Origin of the sequence: Nostoc sp. KVJ3 (genome assembly GCF_026127265.1) — a bacterium.
In the GTDB taxonomy this organism is placed as follows: Bacteria; Cyanobacteriota; Cyanobacteriia; order Cyanobacteriales; family Nostocaceae; genus Nostoc.
This window is the reverse complement of the sequence record NZ_WWFG01000002.1, coordinates 3,345,084-3,370,731: the sequence shown is the minus strand read 5'-3', so window position 1 is coordinate 3,370,731 and position 25,648 is coordinate 3,345,084. Positions and strand designations below refer to the sequence as shown.

2 protein-coding genes are annotated in these 25,648 nt (G+C 43.2%); both read left to right on the top strand.

Annotated features, from left to right (window positions below):
• Positions 1-341: 341 nt before the first annotated feature.
• The gene (locus tag GTQ43_RS30445) at positions 342-11,567 is read left to right on the top strand and encodes a non-ribosomal peptide synthetase (RefSeq protein ID WP_265276361.1); all 11,226 of its coding nucleotides are present in this window, start codon (positions 342-344) and stop codon (positions 11,565-11,567) included.
• A complete protein-coding gene (locus tag GTQ43_RS30440; protein ID WP_265276360.1) occupies positions 11,564-25,648 on the top strand; it encodes a non-ribosomal peptide synthetase in 14,085 nt (4,694 codons plus the stop codon). Before GTQ43_RS30445 ends, GTQ43_RS30440 begins: the two co-directional genes overlap by 4 nt.

Here is a 25,648-nt window from a genome sequence, read left to right as displayed (position 1 = left end):
GTTTTCAGCAAATAATTTTTGTGCCATGCCATGTTTCATATTCCATAACGCAGTATAAACCAATTTACATTTTATTTTTTGTTTTTACCCCAATTTACCGAGCGGATACCTCTTAACTGTCTTAACTGTCCACTTAACTGTCTTAATTGGTATTGTATTTTGCTGGCTAAGGTGAGATAATTCATAAGTTCAATTAAAAAGTACAGATTTAAATAAACAAACTGCGCTTATTTATAAGTTTAGTTAACATTAACTTTACTCTTAGCTAAGACTGTAAAAATTCAAGATAGCTTTAGAGGAAAATATTAATTTATTAAAATTAGATCGATTAGAGTAGAATCATGAATTTACTAAAGCTTCTAGAAAATCTTTCAGCAAAGAATGTTGAACTTTGGGTTGATGGAGACAAACTGCGCTATCGATCGCCTGAAAAATCACTCCCCTCTGAGTTATTAGAGGAAATTAAGCAATCGGAACCAGAAATTATCCGCATTTTATCTCAGAGTAGCGATCGCTCTGCAACTCATCCCCTATCTCACGGTCAAAAGGCACTCTGGTTTTTATATCAATTAGCACCCAGCAGTACCGCCTACAACGCCACGTATGCAGCAAAATTAGTTACAAATTTGGATATTCCTGTCCTAAAGCAGGCAGCACAAGCTCTAGTTGAAAGGCATCCACTTTTGAGGACTACCTTTGCAACCATTGACGGCGAACCTGTGCAAACAGTTCACGAAAATCAGCAAGTTGACTTTAGCATCCAAGAAGCTTTCGATCTTGGACAAGATGATGTAAACAACTGGCTTTCAGAAAAGAGCGATCGCCCTTTCAACTTAGGACAAGGGCCAATATTGCGCTTTGATTTATTAATTAACCATATCAAAACTGATAAATTAGCAACCAAAGAACATATTATCCTAATCACGCTACATCAAATAGTGGGGGATTTCTGGTCTTTAGAAATCATGATCGGTGAACTGAGAGCCTTGTATAAAGCGATGTCTACGACGGGCTACGCCTACGCCACAGGTGTAGCAGTCCAACTATCACCACAAAACTATCATTATCAAGATTACGTCAAGTGGTCAGAGCAAATGCTCGCTAGTTCAGCTGGAGAAAGTTTGTGGACTTACTGGCAGCAACAACTATCTGGTGAGTTGCCATTGCTAGATTTGCCAACAGATCGACCAAGACCTCAGAGCCAAACCTATAATGGTGCTTCCCGCTTTTTTACTGTTGAAGAAGAACTTCAGCAAAAGCTCAAAGAATTGGCGAAGAGAGAAGGTGCGTCTCTCTATACGCTTTTATTAACAGCACTACAAATACTATTACTACGTTATACAAATCAAGAAGATATTTTAATTGGCTCTCCAATGGTGAATCGGAGCCATTCAAAGTTTGAAAATATTGTAGGTCACTTTACTAATTCTGTGGTCTTGCGAGGAGACCTTTCAGGAAAACCGACTTTTCAAGAGTTGCTGGAGCGATCGCACTCTTGTGTATTAGATGCCCAAGACCATCAAGATTATCCCTTTCCCCTGCTGGTAGAGCAACTGCAACCTGTCCGCAACCCCAGTTTTTCGCCACTCTATCAGGTAGCCTTCGTCTGCGATCGCTCTCACCAGATGGATATGGATATCGATGGTTTGATTTTGGAATCAATGATTTCAGAGTCTAGAGGAGCCGCCTTTGATTTAACCTTAACTATTCTTGAGGAACCTGGCTCACTCAAAGGTACGTGGAATTACAACACTGACTTATTTGATGATAGTGCGATCGCGCGGATGATGGGACATTTTGTAACTTTGCTCGAAGCAATTGTGGCAAATCCCCAGCAACGGATTGACCAATTACCAATGCTCACACAATCTGAGGAACGGCAGTTATTAATTGAGTGGAATGATACTCAAGTAGACTACGCCTTCGATAAATGTATTCATCAGTTGTTTGAGGAGCAAGTAGAGCGTACACCTGATGCTGTGGCGGTGGTGTTTAAGAACCAACAATTGACGTACCGCGAATTAAACAGCCGTGCTAACCAGTTGGCGTATTACTTGCAGTCTTTGGGTGTGAAACCTGATGTGCTGGTGGGGATTTGTGTAGAGCGCTCCTTAGAGATGGTGGTGGGATTACTTGGTATTCTCAAGGTGGGTGGGGCTTACGTACCACTTGATCCAGAGTATCCCAAAGACCGTCTCTCGTTCATGCTTGCAGACGCTCAAGTTCCAGTATTAATAAGTCAACAGCGACTCCTGGATCGACTACCTGAGTATCAGGTAAAACTGATTTGTTTAGATGAAGTCTGGTCAGAAATTCTGCAAAACAAACAGAACAACCTGATTGAGGTAGTAAAGAGTAGCGATCTAGCAAATGTGATTTACACATCCGGCTCCACAGGCAAACCCAAAGGGGTAACGGTTGAGCATACTGGATTGTGCAATCTAGCTCAAGCTCAAATTCAGGCTTTCGGCTTGTCTGGTGATAGTCGAGTTCTCCAGTTTGCCTCCTTCAGTTTTGATGCTTGCATATCAGAAATCTTGATGGCTTTGGGATCGGGGGCAAGACTTTGCTTAGGAACAAAAGACTCGATAATGCCGGGTATGCCTTTAATTGAGCGATTAAAGAATGATGGCATTACCCATATCACCCTACCACCATCAGCGCTAGCAGTCCTGCCAGTAGAAGAACTGCCAACATTGCAAACAATCATTGTCGCCGGAGAAGCCTGTCCTCTGGAACTGATGCGACAATGGTCAAAAGGTAGAAACTTCTTCAACGCCTACGGCCCGACAGAAGCGAGTGTTTGTGCTGCGATCGCCAAATGCACTCCCAAAGACCAAAAAATTTCCATCGGTCGTCCAATTGCCAATACCCAGACATACATACTTGACCAAAACTTGCAACCAGTACCTGTGGGTGTACCAGGAGAACTGCACATTGGTGGTGCAGGGTTAGCGCGAGGCTATCTCAATCGCCCAGAATTAACACAAGAAAAATTCATCCCCAACCCCTTTTACAATTCAAAATTCAAAATTCAAAATTCAAAATTGTATAAAACTGGGGACTTAGCTCGTTATCTGACAGATGGTAATATCGAATACCTGGGGCGCATCGACAACCAAGTAAAAATCCGGGGTTTCCGCATTGAGTTGGGAGAAATCGAAGCAGCACTAAGCCAACATCAAGATGTGCAATCATCTGTAGTCATTGTCCGCGAAGACATTCCTGGAAATAAACGCTTAGTTGCCTACATAGTACCGCAGCCACAAATAACACCTACAGTAAGCGTTCTGCGTAGCTTCCTCAAAGAAAAGCTACCAGAATACATGGTACCAAATGCGATCGTCATCTTAGAATCTTTACCCCTAACCCCCAACGGCAAAATAGATCGTCGCGTTCTACCAGAGCCAAGTAGTGAATCAAGAGAGAAATATGTAGCTCCGCGCACCCCTATCGAAGAAATCCTCGCAGTAATTTGGCAACAAGTTCTGAGAGTAGAGCTTGTAGGCAGACATGACAACTTCTTTGAACTAGGAGGACACTCCCTACTAGCAACGCAATTCATCTCCCGTCTGCGTACCAGATTGAAAGTAGAAATACCATTGCGTGAGTTATTTGCTGCACCAACAATTGCCGAGTTAGCGCCATCGATTCAGCAGTTACAGCAGCAAGCTATAGAATTGTCAGCACCACCCATCTTAAGGCGGGTAGGGAATACAGAAATACCACTGTCTTATGCTCAACAGCGTTTATGGTTTTTAGACCAGTTAGAGTCGAACAGTGTCTTATACAACCTACCCATAGGTTTGCGTCTAGTAGGGACTCTTAATGTTGCCGCCTTAGAACAAAGTTTACAAGAACTTATCGATCACCATGAAGTCCTACGCACCAACTTTGTTACTGTTGATGAAAAGCCAACACAAATAATTCAAACTCAAACAAATTGGACAGTTGCAGTTGTTGACTTGCAGCATTTACCCGCATTTGTACTGAGCGAAGCCTCAGCAGAAGTAACAGAACAAAAAACGGCTGCACAGAAATTACTGGAACAAAAAGCAATTGAGCCTTTTGACTTAGCTCATGATGCCTTAATCAGAGCGACATTAATAGTGCTGTCTCCTACAGAACATTGGTTATTAGTATGTATGCACCACGTTGTCAGTGATGGCTGGTCAGTAGGTGTGTTTGTCCAGGAGTTACAAGCACTCTACAATGCTTATTCAATCGGTCAGCCGTCACCCTTGTTACCACTGCCAATTCAGTACGCGGATTTTGCAATTTGGCAAAGACAATGGTTGCAAGGGGAAGTATTACAAAACCATTTGAGTTACTGGGAAAAACAGTTGGTAAATGCACCCACGTTCTTGCCACTACCCACAGACAAACCCAGACCTGCTGTGCAGACTTTCAATGGCTCATATCATGTGCTTACTCTGTCTGCTGAGTTAACTCAACGGTTGTTGGAGCTAAGTCAACAGCAAGGTTGTACCCTGTTCATGACTTTGTTGGCAGCATATAATACCCTGCTTTATCGCTACACAGGACAAGAAGATATTTTGGTAGGGACACCAATTGCTAACCGCGATCGCACCGAGCTAGAAGGGCTAATTGGCTTTTTTGTCAACACTTTAGTGATGCGAACTGATTTAGCAGGAAACCCCAGTTTTAACGAATTACTCTCGCGCCTGAGAGAAACGGCTTTCGGAGCCTACACTCATCAAGATTTGCCCTTTGAAATGTTGGTGGAAGCATTGCAGCCAGAACGGGATCTCAGCCATACACCATTATTCCAGGTGATGTTCGTTCTCTTGAACGCTCCCATGTCTGAAATAGAGTTGACTGGGTTAAGTGTCAGTGGCTTGCCAATAGAAATCACCACGGCAAAGTTTGATTTAACTTTATCAATGGAAAATACTCCCAATGGGCTGTTTGGGTGGTGGGAGTACAACACAGACTTGTTTGATAGCAGCACTATCGAACGCATGACTGGTCATTTTCTGACTCTACTTGAAGCGATCGTCGCAAATCCCAGCGAGCGGATTTCCCAATTGCCAATGCTCACAGCATCTGAGCAGCAACAGTTATTAGTGGAGTGGAATGATACTCAAGTAAATTACCCCTTCGATAAATGTATCCATCAGTTATTTGAAGAGCAGGTTGAGCTTACACCCGATGCAGTAGCAGTGGTGTTTGAGAATCAACAATTGACTTATCACGAGTTGAATAGTCGTGCTAACCAGTTGGCGCATTATTTGCGGTCTTTGGGAGTAGGAGCCGACGTATTGGTGGGGATATGTGTAGAGCGTTCTTTAGAGATGGTGGTGGGATTACTTGGTATTCTCAAGGCGGGTGGAGCTTACGTACCACTTGACCCAGAATATCCCCAAGAGCGTTTGCGCTTTATTTTAGAAGATGCTCAAGTTTCAGTGCTGCTAACCCAACAGCATTTAGTTGAAAAATTACCTGGATGTCAGGCGCAGCTTGTAAGCTTGGATACTAACTGGCAGTTTATTTCTCAGTTGGCTCAAGAAAATCCCATTACTGATGTCCAAGCTATTAACTTAGCTTATGTGATTTATACTTCCGGTTCTACAGGCAAGCCCAAAGGTGTGCAAATCTCACATAAATCTGTGAGCAATTTCTTATCTGCCATGCAGCAGCGCCCAGGAATAACAGAACAAGATACACTGCTTGCAGTCACTACTATTTCCTTTGATATTGCTGCCTTAGAAATTTTTCTGCCTATAAGTGTAGGTGCATGTCTGGTTATAGCCCGTCGTGATGTAACCCTTGATGGAAGAGAATTATTTGACTTGCTAGTTAAGTCTAAGGCAACAATTATGCAAGCAACTCCAGCTACTTGGAGATTGCTTTTAGACTCCAACTTCCAATCTAGGGATCTAAAAATACTTTGCGGTGGTGAAGCTTTACCTTGGGATCTAGTTAATGAACTGCTTGCTAGGAGTGCTTCTGTCTGGAACCTTTATGGCCCAACAGAGACTACTATTTGGTCATCAGTATGTCAACTCGAATCCAGTGAGAGCTTGATTTCTATTGGTCGCCCAATTGACAATACTCAGATATACATACTTAACCAAAACTTACAACCAGTACCCGTAGGTATACCAGGAGAGTTACATATCGGTGGTGCAGGATTAGCGCGAGGCTACTTGAACCGACCAGATTTAACACAAGAAAAATTCATTCCGAATCCCTTTGGTAGAAGCAGGAGAGCAGCACTTCGGCTTCGCTCAGTGACCGGGGAGCAGGGGGGCTGGGGAGGAGAACTTTTATATAAAACTGGGGACTTAGCTCGTTATCTACCAGATGGCAATATCGAATACTTGGGGCGTATCGATAACCAAGTAAAAATCCGGGGATTCCGCATTGAGTTGGGAGAAATAGAAGTAGCACTGAGCCAACATCCCCATGTGCAAGCCTCGTGTGTCATAGCCCGTGAGGATACTCCGGGTGATAAGCGCCTAGTTGCCTACATTGTACCGCAGCCACAAGTAACACTCACAGTTAGCGAACTGCGTAGCGACCTGAAGAAGAAGTTACCAGACTACATGGTTCCTTCGGCAATAGTCATCCTGGAGTCTTTACCCCTAACTCCCAATGGGAAAATAGACCGTCGCGCTCTACCAGCACCAGAGCCAAGTAGTGAATTATTAGAGAAATATGTCGCCCCACGCAACCCCATCGAAGAAATACTGTCACTGATTTGGCAACAAGTCTTAAAAGTAGAGCTTGTAGGCAGACATGATAACTTTTTCGAGCTAGGGGGACACTCTCTACTCGCAACACAACTTATTTCCCGTGTGCGTAGCAGCTTGAAAGTAGAATTGCCATTGCGATCGCTATTTGCTGCACCAACAATTGCTGAATTATCGCATAACATTCAGCAGTTGCAGCAACAAGACTTAGAACTTGCCGTACCACCCATCTTAAGGCGGCCAGAGAATGCAGAAATACCACTGTCTTATGCTCAACAGCGTTTATGGTTTTTAGACCAGTTTGAGCCGAACAGTGCCTCATACAACATCCCTTTTGGGTTGGGTTTAGTCGGAACTCTGAATGTTGTTGCTTTAGAACAAAGCTTAATTGAAATTATTCATCGCCACGAAGCATTACGTACTAACTTCATCACAGTTGAAGGGCAAGCTGCTCAAATCATTCAAACACAACCAAATTGGTCAGTTGCAGTTGTTGACTTAAAGCATTTACCCTTAACAGAACAAGAAATAGCTGCACAGAAATTAGTTCAACAAAAAGCATTTGAACCTTTTGACTTAGCTGATGATGCATTAATCAGAGCGACATTAATAGTGCTGTCTCCTACAGAGCAGTGGTTATTAGTATGTATGCACCACGTTGTATCTGATGGTTGGTCAATAAGTGTGTTTGCCCTGGAGTTACAAGCACTGTACAACGCTTATTCTCAAGGTGAATCATCACCCTTGTTACCACTGCCGATTCAGTACATAGATTTTGCAATTTGGCAAAGACAATGGTTGCAAGGGGAGGTTCTACAAAGCCAATTAAGTTACTGGCAAGAACAATTGGCAAATGCACCCACCTTCTTGCCATTACCCACAGACAGACCTAGACCTGCTGTACAGACTTTCAATGGGGCATATCTTGAGTTTGCCCTGTCTGTTGAGTTAACTCAAAAGTTGATAAAACTGAGTCAACAGCAAGGGGTGACTTTGTTTATGACTTTGTTGGCGGCATATAATACCCTGCTTTATCGCTACACAGGGCAAACAGATATTTTGGTGGGGACACCAATTGCTAACCGCGATCGCACCGAAATAGAAGGGTTAATTGGCTTTTTTGTCAATACCTTGGTGATGCGGACTGATTTATCTGAAAATCCTAGTTTTAACGAGTTGCTCCCGCGTATCCGGGAAATGGCAATATCCGCCTACACTCATCAAGATTTGCCCTTTGAAATGTTGGTGGAAGCGTTGCAGCCAGAACGGGATCTCAGCCATACACCACTATTTCAGGTGATGTTCGTTCTCAATAATGCCCCCAAATCTGAAATAGAGTTGACTGGGTTAAGTGTCAGTGAATTGCCTATAGAAAGTGCGATTGCCAAGTTTGATCTTATCTTATCAATGGAAAACACTAGCACCGGACTAGTGGGAGGATGGGAGTATAACACTGACTTGTTTAATAGCAGCACCATCGAGCGCATGACTGGTCATTTTGCGTGTCTGCTGGAAAGTATTGTCGCCAATCCCAGCGAGAGGATTTCGCAATTACCAATACTCACAGCATCGGAGCAGCAACAGTTATTAATTGAATGGAATGATACTCAAGTAGATTACGCCTTCGATAAATGTATCCATCAGTTGTTTGAAGAGCAGGTGGAACGCACGCCCGATGCTGTGGCAGTAGTGTTTGAGAATCAACAACTGACATATCACGGGTTGAATACTCGTGCTAACCAGTTGGCGCATTATTTGCGGTCTTTGGGAGTGTCCGCGGATGTCCTGGTGGGGATATGTGTAGAGCGTTCTTTAGAGATGGTGGTTGGGCTGTTGGGCATTCTCAAGGCGGGTGGGGCTTATGTACCACTTGACCCTGAGTATCCCCAAGACCGTCTGAGTTTTATGCTCGAAGACGCTCAAGTTGGGGTACTGCTAACCCAACAGCATCTAGCTGAGTCTCTTCCTCAACATCAGGCGCGTGTAGTCCACTTAGATAAAGACTGGGTTGCGATCGCTAAGTTTAGCCAAAAGAATCCAATTGCCCAGGTGGAAGCCAGTAACGTAGCTTATGTGATTTATACTTCTGGCTCTACTGGTCAACCGAAGGGGGTAATGCTATCTCACAGTAACCTTTGCAACCACATGTTCTGGATGCAAGCAACATTCCCCCTGACTGAAAAAGACAAAGTACTGCAAAAAACTCCCTTTGGCTTTGATGCCTCAGTTTGGGAATTCTACGCTCCATTGTTAGCAGGTGGACAGTTGTTAATAGCTGAACCAAGAGGTCATACTGACAGCGCTTATCTCTTAAGGTTAATTGCCCAGCAGCAGGTAACTACTATTCAACTTGTCCCATCTTTACTGCAAATGCTTTTAGAACAGGGAGGAATCGAAACTTGTCACTCCCTCAAACACGTCTTCTGTGGCGGTGAAGTTTTACCCATTACTCTGCAAGAAAGCTTGTTAAGTAAGCTAGATGTAAATTTACACAATCTCTACGGCCCAACAGAGGCTTGTATTGATGCAACTTTCTGGAATTGTCAGCGTGAGATTTATCCACAAGTTGTCCCTATTGGTCGTCCAATTTCCAACACCCAGATATACATACTCGACCAAAACTTACAACCAGTACCTATAGGTGTACCAGGAGAACTGCACATTGGTGGTGCAGGATTAGCAAAAGGATACCTCAACCGCCCAGAGTTAACACAAGAAAGATTTATCCCCAACCCCTTCAACAATTCAAAATTCAAAATTCAAAAGTTAACCCTGAGCGAAGCCGAATGGTCAAAATTATATAAAACTGGGGACTTGGCTCGTTATCTACCAGATGGTAATATAGAATACCTTAGTCGCATCGACAACCAAGTAAAAATCCGGGGTTTCCGCATCGAGTTGGGAGAAATCGAAGCAGCACTAAGCCAACATCAAGATGTGCAAACATCTGTAGTTATCGTCCGCGAAGACATTCCTGGAAATAAACGCCTAGTCGCCTACATAGTACCGCAGCCACAAGTAGCGCCAACAATTAGCCAACTGCGTAGCTTCCTCAAAGAAAAGCTACCAGAATATATGGTACCAAGTGCGATCGTCATCTTAGAATCTTTACCCCTAACCCCCAACGGCAAAATAGACCGGCGCGCCCTACCAGAACCAGAAGCACGTACAGGAATAGAAAATGATATAGTGCTACCGCGCAACCTCATTGAAGAAAAATTAACCCAAATTTGGCAGCAAGTATTAAGAGTAGAGCAAATAGGCATACACGATAACTTTTTTGAACTAGGAGGAGATTCCATCCTCAGCATTCAAATTATCAGCAAAGCAAAAGTTGCTGGCATAAAACTGACAGTCAAACAACTATTTGCCAATCAAACCATCGCCCAATTAGCCACAGTTGCAGGCACAACAAAAATACTCTCAATTGAACAAGGATTAGTCACAGGGACATTACCCCTAACACCAATTCAACACTGGTTTTTCGAGCAAAAATTACCAGATAAACACCACTTTAATCAATCATTTCTCCTCACAGTACCATCAAACCTCAACCTAGAAATATTAGAGCAAGTATGGCTGCAACTACTAAAACATCATGATGCTCTCAGGCTAAGATTCACTCAAACAGACACAATATGGCAGCAGATTCATGCCGCGCCAACCGATAATATTACTATCACCCGATTTGACTTATCGACAGTTCCAGAAACTGAGATAGAAACTGTCATTGAAACCACAGCCAATGAATTACAGGCGAGTTTAAATCTTTCAGAAAATCTCGTGCAACTAGCATTTTTCTGGCTGGGTATTAACAAAAAAGCGCGATTGCTGATATTAATTCACCACCTCGTAGTAGACGGTGTTTCCTGGAGGATCTTGTTAGAAGATTTGCAGACAGCTTACCAGCAACTCAGTCAAGGCAAGAACATTCAACTACCTGCAAAAACCACATCCTTCAAAGATTGGGCGCGACAACTGACAGAATATACCCAATCAGAAGTCTTGAAATCAGAACTAGATTATTGGTTGAGTCCATCTTACGATACAGTTGACTCTATTCCAGTGGACTATGCACAAGGAATAAACACTACTGCATCGGCTAGGACAGTAACAGTATCATTAAACGAAGGCGAAACTCTTTCTCTCCTGCAAGATGTTCCGAAAGCTTACAAAACACAAATTAACGATGTCTTGTTAACTGCTTTAGCGCTGGTATTAAGCGGATGGACTAACTCTGATTCAGTGTTATTCGACTTAGAAGGTCATGGGCGGGAGGAGATCATTGATGGTGTAGACTTATCACGCACCGTTGGTTGGTTTACAACGATTTTTCCAGTGGTTGTGGAACTGGGAACTATAAATGATCTTGGTACTGCGTTAAAATCTGTCAAGGAACAATTACGTGTAATTCCTAATAAAGGCATTAGCTATGGCTTATTGCGTTATCTAAATATTGATTCAGAAATTAGCGCCCAACTAGATAAAATTCCCCAAGCAGAAATTAGCTTCAATTATCTGGGACAATTTGCTCAAGTTGTGAATACATCTTCTCTGATACAAATAGCTCATGAGCCTAGCGGAAATAGCCAGAGTTTACAAGGTCATCGTCATTGTTTAATAGATATTAATGCCATCATTCTTAACGAAAAACTGCAAATAGATTGGACATACAGCAGCAATATCCATCAGCGCGAAAAAATTGAGAATATTGCTCAAGAATTTGTCGAAACTTTGCAAGAGTTAATTGCTCATTGTTTGTCAACAGAAAATGCAGGTTATACGCCTACAGATTTCCCATTAATTCAACTTAACCAACTAGAAATAGATCAGATATTACAAAATTTATGAAATTAGAACTTAGCAAAACTAATCGCCAAAATATTGAAGATATTTATCCCTTATCTCCCATGCAAGAGGGGATGCTATTTGAAAGTTTGTATGCTCCAGACTCAGGCGTATATTTTGAGCAGATAACTTGCATTTTGACGGGAAACCTAGATGTAAAAATCTTTGAACAAGCTTGGCAGCAAGTCGTAGCTCGGCATCCCGTCTTCCGCACAGCTTTTCTTTGGGAGTCTTTGAGCCAGCCAGTTCAAGTGGTGTATCAACAGGTAAATGTGACAGTCGAAAGTTATGACTGGCGGGAGTTATCTTCACAAGAGCAGCAACAGCAATTAGAAACTTTTCTGGATTCGGAGCGACAACAGGGTTTCCAAACATCGCAAGCGCCATTAATGCGCCTACATCTAATCCAGTTGGATGGGGATACTTATCAGTTTGTTTGGTGTCATCATCATTTATTACTTGATGGCTGGTCGTCACCTTTGGTTTTCCAAGATTTGTTGGAGTTTTATCAAGCTATTTCTCAGGGTAAAAGTTTATCTAACACCGGAACTGTCAGCTACCGCAACTATATTGCTTGGTTACAGCAACAGGATCGAGATTTAGCTCAAGAATTTTGGCGACAAAAACTCCAAGGTTTTACTACACCAACTCCTTTGACTGTGGATAAACCATTGTCAATGCGGGAGCAGCATTCGAGCTACAGTGAACAACAAATTGACTTAACTGTGCCAGCAACAACAGCAGTGATGTCTTTTGTCAGACAGCATCAATTGACGATGAGTAATTTGGTGCAGGCGACTTGGGGATTGTTGCTGTCTCGCTATAGCCAAGAAACAGATGTGGTTTTTGGGGCAACGGTGTCTGGTCGTCCGCCTGAACTTGTTGGTGTAGAGTCGATAGTAGGGTTATTTATCAATACTCTGCCAGTGCGGGTACAAATCTCCGAGCAGACTGAATTGCTGGGTTTATTGAAGGATTTACAGGCACAACAGATTGAGTCTGAGCAATTTTCCTATAGCTCATTAGCAGAGATTCAGGGGCTAAGTGATGTTCCCAAAGGTACATCTTTATTTGAGAGTATTGTTGTTTTTGAGAATTATCCTATTGATACTGCTGTTCTACAAGGCGATCGCAATTTTTCCCTCTCGAATTTTAGATGGATTGAACAAACAACTTATCCTCTGGCGGTTGTAGTTTCCCCTGGTGAGCAATTATCACTGAGGGTGATGTACGATGCTAGTCGATTTGAAGATGGAACGATTAGCCGGATGCTGGGTCATTTTGTAACAATGTTTGAGGCGATTGCTACTAATCCTCAGCAACGAATTTCCCAGTTGCCAATATTAACAGAATCTGAGCAACAACAGTTATTAGTTGACTGGAATGATACCCAATCTAATTATCCCCAGGATAAATCTATTCATCAGTTGTTTGAGGAGCAGGTTGAGCTTACACCCGATGCTGTAGCAGTGGTGTACGAGAATCAACGTCTCACATACCGCGAATTGAACAGCCGTGCTAACCAGTTGGCGCACTACTTGAAGTCTTTGGGTGTGAAAGCTGATGCGTTGGTGGGGATATGTGTGGAGCGTTCCTTAGAAATGGTTGTGGGACTATTGGGGATTCTCAAGGCGGGTGGTGCTTATGTGCCACTTAACCCAGAATATCCTCAAGAGCGATTGACCTTCATGCTCGAAGATACTCAGTTATCAGTCATCTTGACTCAAGAAAAACTAGTTAATAAATTAGGCAACGGCAAAGCTAGTGTAATTTGCTTAGACTCAAACTGGGATATCATCAATCAACACACACAACAGAACCCAACTACCAGCGTCAAAGCTGATAACTTAGCTTATGTAATGTACACCTCCGGTTCTACAGGTCAACCCAAAGGTGTAAGCATTGTCCATCGAAGTGTAGTTCGACTCGTCAAAGAAACCAACTATATCAGCATTTCTGCTGGTGATGTAATTGCCCAAGCCTCAAATCACGCCTTCGACGCTGCTACCTTTGAAATTTGGGGAGCGTTACTCAACGGAGCGCGGTTAGTAGGGGTGAGCAAAGATTTGGCACTTTCGCCCAGAGATTTCGCAGTCTTTATGCGATCGCAAAGTATCAGTGTGTTATTCTTGACGACTGCGTTGTTCAATCTAATTGCTCAAGAAGTCCCCTCTGCTTTCAATTCACTACGCTATCTTCTATTTGGCGGCGAGGCTGTCGATCCTAAATGGGTTAAAGAAGTACTCAACAATGGTGCGCCGCAGCGACTACTCCATGTTTATGGGCCAACAGAGAATACAACATTTAGTTCCTGGTACTTAGTGCAGGATGTCCCAGAAGGCGCGACAACTATTCCCATCGGGCAGCCAATTTCCAACACACAAATCTATTTGTTAGATCCCCAACTACAACCAGTAGGTATTGGTTTTCCGGGAGAATTATACATTGGGGGAGATGGTCTAGCTAGGGAATACCTTAACCGCACCGATTTAACACAAGAAAAATTCATTCCCAATCCGTTTGAGAAGGCAAAAGGCAGAAGGCAGGAGGCAGGAGGGAGTAAATTATATAAAACCGGGGATAAAGCGCGTTATTTAAGCAATGGCAATATTGAATACTTAGGACGCATCGATGACCAAGTAAAAATACGTGGTTTACGGATTGAGTTGGGCGAAATTGAAGCAGTTTTGAGCCAACACAGCGATGTGCAGATATCTTGTGTCATTGTCCGCGAAGATACGCCTGGAGATAAACGTTTAGTCGCCTACATCGTAACGCATCAGAACTGTCAACCTACGATGGGTGAAATACGTCAATTTCTCAAAGCAAAGCTGCCAGATTACATGATACCTTCGGCAATAGTAATCTTGGAATCTTTCCCTTTGACTCCCAACGGCAAAGTAGACCGCCGCGCTCTGCCAAAACCAGACTTAGACACCGCACTCCTAGAAAAATATGTCGCCCCGCGTACACCCGTTGAGGAAATGCTTGCACTCCTCTGGGCGCAAGTTTTGAAAGTAGAGCAAGTGGGTATTTACGATAATTTCTTTGAACTTGGGGGACACTCACTCCTAGCAACACAACTGGTTTCACGTATCCGCACTAGCTTCAAAGTAGAACTACCATTGCGTGAGTTATTTGCTGCATCAACAATTACGGAATTAATGCCATTGATTCAGCAGTTACAGCAACAAGACTTAGAACTAGCTGCACCACCCATTTTAAGGCAGGCAGAGAATGCAGAACTACCACTATCTTATGCTCAACAGCGCTTGTGGTTTTTAGACCAGTTAGAGCCGAACAGTGCTTCATACAACATTCCCTTCGGGTTGCGCTTAGTCGGAACTCTTAATGTTGCCGCGCTACAACAAAGCTTAATTGAAATTATTCATCGCCACGAAGCATTACGTACTAACTTTGTTACTGTTGATGGACAAGCTACTCAGATCATTCAAACACAACCAAATTGGTCAGTAACAGTAGTTGATTTGCAGCATTTAGTTTTAACAGAACAAGAAATCGCTACACAGCAATTAGTCCAACAACAAGCAATTGAGCCTTTTAACTTAGAGTCAGAAGCATTAATCAGAGCAACATTACTGGTGCTGTCTCATACACAACAGTGGTTATTAGTGTGTATGCACCACGTTGTCTCTGATGGCTGGTCAATAGGTGTGTTTGTTGAGGAATTAACAACGCTTTACAATGCTTATTCTCAAGGCCAACTCTCACCACTGTTGCCACTACCAATTCAGTACGCAGATTTCGCCTTATGGCAAAGACAATGGTTGCAAGGGGAAGTACTAAAGAGCCAATTGAGTTATTGGAAACAACAATTAGCGAATGCACCCACGTTCTTGCCACTACCCACAGACAGACCCAGACCTGCTGTGCAGACTTTCAATGGTGCATATCTTGAGTTTGCTTTGTCGAGTGAACTAACTCAACAGTTGGTGCAGCTGAGTCAAAAGCAAGGGGTGACTTTGTTTATGACTTTGTTAGCGGTATATAATACTCTGCTTTATCGCTACACGGGACAAGAAGATATTTTGGTGGGGACACCAATTGCTAACCGCGATCGCTCCGAGATAGAAGGGTTAATTGGCTTTTTTGTCAACACTTTAGTGATGCGGACAGAGATATTAGGCGATCGGAGTTTGAACGAATTACTCCCACGTATCCGGGAAATGGCACTGTCCGCTTATGCTCATCAAGATTTACCCTTTGAAATGCTAGTGGAAGCATTGCAACCAGAACGGGACTTGAGCCATACACCATTGTTCCAAGTAATGTTCGTTCTTAATAATGCGTCCACATCTGAAGTAGAGTTGACTGGGTTAAGCGTCAGTGAATTGCCAATAGAAAGTGCGATCGCTAAGTTTGATTTAACTTTATCAATGGAAAACACTAGCACCGGACTAGTGGGAGGGTGGGATTACAACACTGACTTGTTTGATAGCAGCACTATCGAACGCATGACTCGTCATTTTGTGACTTTACTTGAAGCAATTGTGGCGGATCCCAGCGAGCGCATTTCTCAATTACCAATGCTCACAGCATCTGAGCAGCAACAGTTATTAATTGAATGGAATGATACTCAAGTAGATTACGCCTTCGATAAATGTATCCATCAGTTGTTTGAGGAGCAGGTGGAGCGCACGCCTGATGCTGTAGCGGTAGTGTTTGAGAATCAACAATTGACGTATCACGAGTTAAATTGTCGTGCTAATCAGTTGGCGCACTACTTACGTTCTTTGGGAGTGTCCGCAGATGTGCTGGTGGGGATATGTGCCGAGCGTTCTTTAGAGATGGTAGTGGGATTACTTGGTATTCTTAAGGTGGGTGGGGCTTATGTACCACTTGACCCTGAGTATCCCCAAGACCGTCTGAGTTTTATGCTTGAAGACGCTCAAGTTTCAGTATTACTGAGTCAGCAGCAATTAGTTGAGAAATTACCAGAACATCAAGCACGTGTTGTTTGCTTAGATACCGACTGGGAAATCATTCTCCAGTCGAATCAGCAAAATCCAATCACTGGCGTGCAAGCTAGTAACTTGGCTTATGTAATTTACACTTCGGGTTCCACCGGAAAGCCTAAAGGAGCGATAAATACGCATCTAGGGATTTGCAATCGCCTCCTGTGGATGCAGCAAGCATATCAATTAACAGAAATAGACTGCGTTTTACAGAAAACTCCTTTCAGCTTCGATGTCTCCGTTTGGGAGTTTTTCTGGCCGTTATTGACTGGAGCGCGTTTAGTTGTAGCTAAACCAGGTGGACATAAAGATAGTGGTTACTTGGTCAACCTAATACTAGAACAGCAAGTTACTACACTGCATTTTGTCCCTTCGATGCTCCAGATTTTTTTAGAAGAACAAGGTTTAAAAGATTGCAGTAGCTTGAAGCGAGTTATTTGTAGTGGTGAAGCACTGCCAAAAGAACTTCAGGAACGCTTTTTTGCCTGTTTAGGGTGCCAATTGCATAATCTCTACGGGCCGACAGAAGCGGCAATTGATGTCACCTTCTGGGAATGTCAACCAGAGAGCAATTTGAAGACTGTGCCTATTGGTCGCCCAATTTCTAATACTCAGATATATATACTCGACCAAAACTTACAACCAGTACCTTTGGGTGTACCAGGAGAGTTACACATCGGTGGTGCAGGATTAGCAAAAGGCTACCTCAACCGTCCAGAGTTAACACAAGAGAAATTCATCCCCAACCCGTTTGAGGAGGCAGGAGGCAGGAGGCAGAAGGCAGGAGGGGTAAGGGAGCGGAGGAGAAAAATAGCCCAATCTCCAGCCTCCAGTCCGCGCCTCTATAAAACCGGAGATTTGGCTCGTTATTTACCAGATGGCAATATCGAATATCTGGGACGTATCGACAACCAAGTAAAAATCCGGGGTTTCCGCATTGAGTTGGGAGAAATCGAAGCAGCACTAAGTCAACATCAAGATGTACAAACATCTGTGGTCATCGTCCGCGAAGACATTCCTGGTGACAAGCGCCTAGTCTCCTACATCGTACTGCAACCAGAGCAGACTTGTACTGAGCGAAGTCGAAGTACACCCACAATTAGTGAACTGCGTAGCTTCCTCAAAGAAAAGCTACCAGAATACATGGTACCAAGTGCGATCGTCATCTTAGAATCTTTACCCCTAACCTCCAACGGCAAAATAGACCGTCGCGCCCTACCAGCACCAGAGCCAAGTAGTACATTATCAGATAAATATGCAGCTCCACGTAACCCAATTGAAGAAATCCTTGCACTGATTTGGCAACAAGTCCTAAAAATAGAGCTTGTAGGTAGACATGATAACTTCTTTACTTTGGGAGGACACTCCCTATTAGCAACGCAACTGGTTTCCCGTGTGCGTAGCAGCTTGAAAGTAGAACTGCCATTGCGATCGCTATTTGCTGCACCAACAATTGCAGAGTTAGCACAATTAATTCAGCAATTACAGCAACAAGACTTAGAACTTGCCGCACCACCCATCTTAAGGCGGGCAGAGAACGCAGAAATACCACTGTCTTATGCTCAACAGCGTTTGTGGTTTTTAGACCAGTTCGAGCCGGACAGTCCTTTCTATAACATCCCAATGGGGTTGCGCTTTGTCGGAAATGTGAATGTTGTCGCTTTGGAACAAAGCTTCAGGGAAATTATTCATCGCCACGAAGCATTACGCACTAATTTTGTTTCCGTTGATGGAAAACCAACTCAAATCATTCAAGTAGAACCAAATTGGTCACTGACAGTTGTTGACTTGCAGCATTTACCTTTAACAGAACAAGAAACTGCTGCATATAAATTAGTCCAACAAGAAGCAATTGAGCCTTTTGACTTAACAAATGATTCCTTAATCAGAGCGACATTAGTGGTGTTGTCTCCTATAGAACAGTGGTTATCAGTGTCTATCCACCACGTTGTCAGTGATGGCTGGTCTATGGGTGTGTTTGTCGAGGAATTAACAACACTTTACAATGCTTATTTTCAGGGTCAACTCTCATCACTGTTGCCACTGCCAATTCAGTACGCAGATTTTGCAATTTGGCAAAGACAATGGTTGCAAGGGGAAGTACTCAATAGCCAATTGAGCTACTGGAAACAACAATTGGCAAACGCACCGACATTCTTGCCATTACCCACAGACAGACCCAGACCTGCTGTGCAGACTTTCAATGGTGCATATCTTGAGTTTGCCCTGTCTGTTGAGTTAACTCAACAACTAACCAAACTGAGTCAACAGCAAGGTTGTACCCTGTTCATGACTTTGTTAGCGGCATATAATACCCTGCTTTATCGCTACACAGGACAAGAAGATATATTGGTGGGTTCGCCAATTGCTAACCGCGATCGCACTGAGATAGAAGGGTTAATTGGCTTTTTTGTCAATACCTTAGTCATGCGGACTAACTTGACAGAAAATCCCACCTTTAGCGAATTACTCACCCATGTTCGGGATATGGCAATGGAGGCATACTCTCATCAGTATTTGCCCTTTGAAATGCTGGTGGAAGCATTGCAGCCAGAACGGGATCTCAGCCACACACCATTGTTCCAGGTAATGTTTGTCCTCCAGAATGCGCCCACATCTGGATTAGAAATGAGTAAGCTCAATGTCAGTTCATTGCCAGTAAAACTGACAACTTCCAGGTTTGATTTAACCTTAATCATGCAGAATAGTCCTACTGGGCTGATAGGATTGTGGGAGTACAGTACTGACTTGTTTGATGCTAGTACTATCGAGCGCATGACAAATCATTTTGTCACATTATTGGAAAGCATTGTTGCTAATCCTCAACAGCAAATCTCACAATTGCCTCTGCTGAGTGAAGTTGAGCAACAAAAATTACTTGTTGAGTGGAACGATACTCAAGTTGATTATCCCCTTCATAAGTGCATACATCAGTTGTTTGAGGAGCAGGTAGAACTGACACCCGATGAGGTGGCAGTGGAGTTTAAGGAGCAACAACTTACTTACAACCAATTAAACTGTCGCGCTAACCAATTAGCTCATCACTTGCGCTCTTTGGGTGTAGGTGCAGATATTCTAGTCGGGTTGTGTGTCGAGCGCTCTTTGGAGATGGTCATTGGACTGTTGGGAATTCTCAAAGCAGGGGGAGCGTATGTACCACTCGATCCAGAGTATCCAACTGAGCGTTTGAGCTATATTTTAGAGGATACTCAAGCTAAAGTCTTGCTAACTCAGCGATCGCTTCTTGACCGACTGCCCCCAAATCAAACACAGCTTGTTTGCCTAGATACTGACCCTGAATTAATTTCTCAGTGCAGCCAGGATAATCTCATCACTGGCGTACAAGCCAATAACTTGGGTTACATAATTTACACTTCTGGTTCTACAGGTCAACCAAAGGGTATAGCCATGAATCAGCTTGCCCTTTGCAATCTGATTTTGTGGCATCCCGACAATCTGAAAATTGCTCGTAGAGCAAAAACCCTACAATTTGCTTCGATTAACTTTGATGTCTCCTTCCAAGAAATCTTCACTACTTGGTGTTCTGGCGGTACATTGTTCTTAATAACTGAGGAATTACGCCACGATACCTCAAATTTGTTAAGAGTAATCCAAGAAAAAGCAATTCAAAGAATGTTTCTCCCCGTTGTGGGATTACAACAACTAGCAGAATTCGCTGTTGGTAGTGAGTTAGTAAATACTCATTTGCGGGAAATCATTACTGCTGGGGAACAGTTACAGATTACTCCTGCCATTTCCAAGTGGCTGAGTCAGCTAAGTGACTGTACTCTACACAATCATTACGGGCCATCCGAGAGTCATGTAGCCACCAGTTTTACTTTGCCTAATTTAGTAGATACTTGGCCGCCACTACCTCCAATTGGGCGACCTATTTCTAATACTCAAATCTACATCCTAGATAAATATTTACAGCCTGTACCCATTGGTGTACAAGGGGAATTGTACATTGCTGGTGTGCTTTTAGCCAGAGGCTACTTGAACCGCCCAGAGTTAACACAAGAAAAATTCATCCCAAATCCTTTTAGTAGTGACCCTGATTCTCGCCTTTACAAAACAGGGGATTTAGCACGTTATTTAGCTGACGGTAACATCGAATCTTTAGGACGCATCGATAATCAAGTTAAAATTCGCGGTTTCCGCATCGAGTTGGGCGAAATTGAAGCAGTACTGAGCCAAGATACTAATGTACAGGCATCTTGTGCAGTTGTGCGAGAAGATACTCCAGGTGATAAACGTTTAGTCGCTTACATTGTGCCACAGCCAGAGCAGAGAGTCTCTGTAAACGTTGTGCGTAGCTTCCTCAAGGAGAAGTTACCAGAGTATATGCTGCCAAGTGCAATAGTTATCTTGGAAGCTCTACCAATTACCTCCAACGGAAAATTAGACCGCCGCGCCCTACCTGCACCTGATTTACAAAGCCAATTATCGGACAAATATGTTGCTCCACGTAACCCAATTGAAGAAATTTTGTCACTAATTTGGGCGCAAGTGTTGAAAGTAGACCTTGTGGGCATACATGATAACTTCTTTGAACTTGGAGGACATTCGCTACTAGCAACGCAACTGGTTTCCCGCGTCCGTACCAACTTGAAAGTCGAACTACCATTGCGTAGCTTATTTGCTGCGCCAACAATTGCTCAATTGTCCCAAAACATTCAACAGTTGCAGCAACAAGACTTAGAACTTGCTGCACCACCCATCTTAAAGCGGGCAGAGAATGCAGAAATACCACTGTCTTACGCTCAACAGCGTTTGTGGTTTTTAGACAAGTTAAACCCAAATAGTGCCTCATACAACATCCCCGTTGGCTTGCGCTTAGTCGGAACTATTAATGTTGTTGCCTTAGAACAAAGCTTTAGGGAAATTATTCATCGCCACGAAGCATTACGCACCAACTTTGTTGTCATTGATGGAAAGCCTTTACAAACTATTCAAACCCAGACGAATTGGACAATTACTGTTGTTGACTTGCAGCATTTACCCGTAACACAACAAAAAACGGCTGCACAGAAATTACTGCAACAACAAGCAATTGAGCCTTTTGACTTAGAGTCAGAAGCATTAATTAGAGCCACATTAATGGTGCTATCTCCTACAGAACAGTGGTTATCTGTATGTATGCACCACATTGTCAGTGATGGTTGGTCAATGAGTGTGTATGTTGAGGAATTAACAACGCTTTACAATGCTTATTCTCAGGGTCAACCGTCACCTTTGTTGCCACTGCCAATTCAGTACGCAGATTTTGCAATTTGGCAAAGACAATGGTTAGTCGGGGAAGTACTGAAGAGCCAATTGAGCTACTGGAAACAACAATTGGCAAACGCACCGACATTTTTACCATTACCCACAGACAGACCTAGACCTGCTGTGCAGACTTTCAATGGCGCACATCTGGAGTTTACACTTTCTGTTGAGCTAACTCAAAAGTTGGTAAAACTGAGTCAACAGCAAGGGGGAACTTTGTTTATGACTTTGTTGGCAGCTTATAATACTCTGCTTTATCGCTACACGGGACAAACAGATATTTTGGTCGGGACACCAATTGCTAACCGCGATCGCACTGATATAGAAGGGTTAATTGGCTTTTTTGTCAACACTTTAGTCATGCGGACGAGCTTGGCAGAAAACCCCAGCTTTAACGAATTACTCCCGCGCCTGAGAGAAATGGCACTGTCCGCTTATGCTCATCAAGATTTGCCCTTTGAAATGTTGGTAGAAGCATTGCAGCCAGAACGAGACATGAGCCATACACCACTGTTCCAAGTGATGTTCATTCTCCAGAATAATCCCGCATCTCAATTGGAATTGACCGGGTTAAGTGTCAGCGAATTGTCAATAGAGACTTCCACGACAAAGTTCGATCTGGCTTTAGTAATGGAGAATACTGGCACTGGACTAATGGGTTGGTGGCAGTACAACACTGACTTGTTTGATAGCAGCACTATCGAACGAATAATGGGTCATTTTGTAACACTGCTAGAAGGTATTGTGGATAATCCCCAAGAGCGGATTTCGCAATTACCAATGCTCACAGCGTCCGAGCAACAGCAGTTATTGGTTGAGTGGAATGATACTCAAGTAGACTATCCCCACGATAAATGTATTCATCAGTTGTTTGAAGAGCAAGTTCAACGCACACCCGATGCTGTGGCAGTTGTCTTTGTAGACGAGCGCAGCGAGGCTTCTGGCAGAGTAAATGAACAGCTGACTTACCACCAGTTAAATTGTCGTGCTAACCAGTTAGCTGATTACTTGCAGTCCTTGGGAGTGTCCGCAGATGTACTAGTGGGGTTGTGTGTGGAGCGATCGCTTTTAATGATCATAGGATTGTTGGCAATTCTCAAAGCGGGTGGCGCTTACGTACCCCTTGACCCAGAGTATCCTAGTGAGCGTCTGAGTTTTATGCTAGAAGACACTCAAGTTCCGGTACTGCTCACCCAACAACACTTACTTTCTCAACTACCCCCAAATCAAGCAAGACTGGTTTTTATAGATGAAATCTGGTTAGAAATTGGTCAAAATAATCAAGATAACGTTACTAGTAAAATCACAGCTTCTAGTCTAGCGAATGTGATTTATACGAGCGGTTCCACAGGTAAACCTAAAGGTGTGATGGTTGAACATCAGGGATTAGTTAACCTAGCTCAAGCTCAGATTCAAACTTTTGGTGTACACTCTGATAGTCGCGTTCTTCAGTTTGCTTCCTTGAGTTTTGATGCTTGTATCTGGGAAGTTATTATGGCCCTGAGAATAGGAGCAACACTATACCTGGGAACAAAAGACTCAATAATGCCCGGTATGCCGTTAATGGAGCGATTGGGCGATGATGGAATTACCCATGTCACCCTACCACCATCAGCCCTAGCAGTCCTACCTACTGAAGAACTTCCCAAACTGCAAACAATCATCGTCGCTGGTGAAGCCTGTTCTCCTGAACTGATAAAACTCTGGTCTGCTAGTAGAAACTTCTTCAATGCTTATGGCCCAACAGAAGCCAGCGTCTGTGCCACAGTAGCCAAATGCACTCCAGAGGACAACAAAATTACCATTGGTCGTCCAATTGCCAATACACAAATCTACATTTTAGACTCGCAATTACAACCAGTACCAATTGGTGTAACAGGAGAACTGCACATTGGTGGTGCAGGGGTGGCAAGAGGTTATCTCCATCAAAGAGAGTTGACACAAGAGAAATTTATCTCCAATCCCTTTAACGATGAACCAGATTCTCGGCTTTACAAAACAGGAGACATAGGACGTTATCTACCAAACGGCAACATCGAATACCTGGGACGGATCGACAATCAACTAAAAATCCGAGGTTTCCGAATTGAGCTAGGGGAAATTGAGGCAATACTGAGTCAGCATCCAGGAGTTAGAGAAAATGTGGTAGTAGCGAGAGAAGATATTCCCGGAGAAAAACGCTTAGTAGCTTATTTTGTGCCGCAGTTGGAGCAAACACCAACTACTAATGAGTTACGCATTCTCTTGACAGAAAAATTACCACAGTACATGGTGCCTTCTGCTTTTGTCAGGTTAGAGCTTTTACCTTTAACTCCTAATGGCAAGGTAGACCGCAAAGCCTTACCTGTTCCTGATTTCCAGAATACTCAGTTGGCAGTCACTTTTGTGGCACCACGTACCCCTGTAGAGAAAATATTGGCAGACATTTGGGCTAATGCACTGCATATAGAGAAAGTGGGTGTTGTGGATAATTTCTTTGACTTAGGAGGTCATTCACTGACAACAATTCGGGTGATGTCCCAGATAAATGAGACTTTCCAGATTAAGTTACCGTTACGCCACTTATTTACCGCCCCAACTGTAGCTGAACTGGCTCAAACTATTGAATCTACCTTTGGGGCAAACTCTAGTGTCCGTGCAAATGAAATTACTACTCTAAACTTAGAGGCTGAAGTTGTCCTAGACCAGACAATTAAGCCAGGAAACCTAGTTTATCAACCTGTAAGTGAACCAAAGGCGATTCTGCTGACAGGTGCAACAGGCTTTGTCGGTGCTTTCTTGCTGGCAGAATTATTACAACAAACTCAAGCAGATATCTATTGTTTGGTGCGTGCTGGTGATTTTAACGCAGGGAAACAACGACTGGAAGAAACCCTAAAAACTTATTTAGTTTGGGAGGAATCTTTTAACTCGCGGATTATTCCAGTATTAGGAGATTTATCTCAACCGCTTCTCGGTCTTTCAGATGAGCAGTTTCACTTCATGGCTCTTAAAATTGACTCAATTTACCATAATGGCGCTTTGGTGAATAATATTTATCCATACGCTTTGTTCAAAGCAGCAAATGTTCGTGGTACTGAGGAAGTCTTGAGATTAGCTAGTCAAATCAAAATCAAGCCTGTGCATTTCATTTCTACTGCTAGTGTTTTTACCTCAGATGAGTATTTCAAATTAGGGGTTGTTTTAGAAAATGATCCTCTGGAACACAGTCAAGGGCTGGTTGGAGGTTATACCCAAAGTAAATGGGTTGCAGAAAAGATTGTCATGATAGCACGCGATCGCGGTTTGCCTTGTAGTATCTACAGGCTTGGTAGAATAACATGGCACAGTCAAACCGGCGTTTGGAATTCAAATGATATGTTTTACAGATTCATCAAAAGCTGCATTCAACTAAAAAGTGCGCCAGAGATGAACAGTTTGATAGAAATTACACCTGTTGACTATCTTGCCAAGGCCTTAATCAACCTGTCGCAGCAGCCAGAATCTTTGGGCAAAGCCTTCCATCTAATTAGTTCTCATTCTGCTCCTTGGAGTCAATTTATTAACTGCATCCGCTCTTTGGGCTACCCACTGCAAGAGCTTTCCGATGAGGGTTGGCAAGCTAAACTAGTTCGTAGTAACCAAATTTCTACTGATAACGCTTTATATTCAGCTATATCGCTGGCTGAAGACAATACATCTTCAGAGTCCAATGCAACATCTAGCTTAAAAATTGATTGCCAAAATACCCTCAATGGACTTGCAGATACCACCCTTCGCTGGCCGGAAGTAGACGATAAATTACTCCAAGCTTTCTTTACCAACTTTAGCAATTCGACTTTGGACAAAAAAAGTAATTGA

Excerpts from the sequence above, each read along its gene's own strand:
- GTQ43_RS30445 (WP_265276361.1), top strand. The coding sequence starts at position 342 with ATGAATTTACTAAAGCTTCTAGAAAATCTTTCAGCAAAGAATGTTGAA.
- GTQ43_RS30440 (WP_265276360.1), top strand. The coding sequence starts at position 11,564 with ATGAAATTAGAACTTAGCAAAACTAATCGCCAAAATATTGAAGATATT.